Here is a 976-nt window from a genome sequence, read left to right on the forward strand (position 1 = left end):
TCTTCTCCTCTTCAATACCCAACGTTTGCAACCCAGGTTGTGGCCACACAGATAAAAAGCGGAAGCAGTGAGCCAGCTGACTGAGGCAGGATGCATTTGTGTCTGCACTGCCCTCCACCGCAAGAACAGCCCAATGGAACGCTTTCCCCAGAAGAATCGAATGTTCGGGCAAGATTTTCTCAACGTCCATTAATTCCTGGAAGTAACGAATACTCAAACATAAACAGGTTTCAAACCCTGAAAACAACTGCTTATCGAGTTGCAGTCCGTCAAACTGCTCCCACGCTCCCATGTCAATGAGAATGGAGGCGAGACCCAGTTCGATATCCTTTTCCTCACCGAGGGGGATCGCCTCTCCCTTAGCCGCCTGAGTGCGCAGATGGGTAAAGATATCCAGAGCCGCTCTCAGGTTGTCCGCCCCCCCCATGGTTTGGAGATGTCTGCCCAGTGTTAACTCGATATCCCTGTCATCACAGGTGGTGTTCGCCCGCCCCCCAGCTGCCTGGGTGCGTAGCCGGGTGAATATATTCTGGGCCATTCTCATATTATCCTCGCCCCCCATGTCCTGAAACAGTCTGCCCAAAGCCAGTTCGATCTCCTTATCGTCACAGGGAGTGTTTGCCTGTCCCCCGGCTGCACGACTGCGCAACCGGGTATAGATGTCCAGAGCTATTTCCAGGTTGTCTTTGCCTCCAATCAGCTGGCGTAGCCTACCTAGTGTTAACTCGATATCCTTGTCATCACAGGGGCACTCTCCTGCCCCCCGCTTGCCCGGGTACGCAGACAGGTATAGATACCCAGGGCCATTTTCAGGTTGTTCATTCCCCCTATTATCTCAAGAGCTCTGCCCATAGCCAGTTCGATTTCTTTGTCATCACAGGGGGTGTTCGCCTGCCCTCCTGCCGCTCGGGTGCGCAGCCCGATAAAAATCTCCAGAGACATTTTCTGCCTATCCATGCCCCCCATAATCTGGAGG

At 53.5% G+C, this 976-nt stretch carries 2 protein-coding genes; both read right to left on the reverse strand.

Annotation, left to right across the window (positions count from 1 at the left end; genetic code table 11):
- Positions 1 to 649 (reverse strand): hypothetical protein (locus E1189_RS05425; RefSeq protein ID WP_196221228.1); only part of this gene is annotated, 649 nt, incomplete at its 3' end.
- A gap of 71 nt (positions 650 to 720) precedes the next feature.
- On the reverse strand, positions 721 to 976 hold a 256-nt coding region (locus E1189_RS05430; protein WP_230460187.1), incomplete at its 5' end, for a hypothetical protein.

The sequence above is a fragment of the Parendozoicomonas verongulae genome (assembly GCF_009711465.1).
GTDB classification, from domain to species: domain Bacteria; phylum Pseudomonadota; class Gammaproteobacteria; order Pseudomonadales; family Endozoicomonadaceae; genus Sansalvadorimonas; species Sansalvadorimonas verongulae.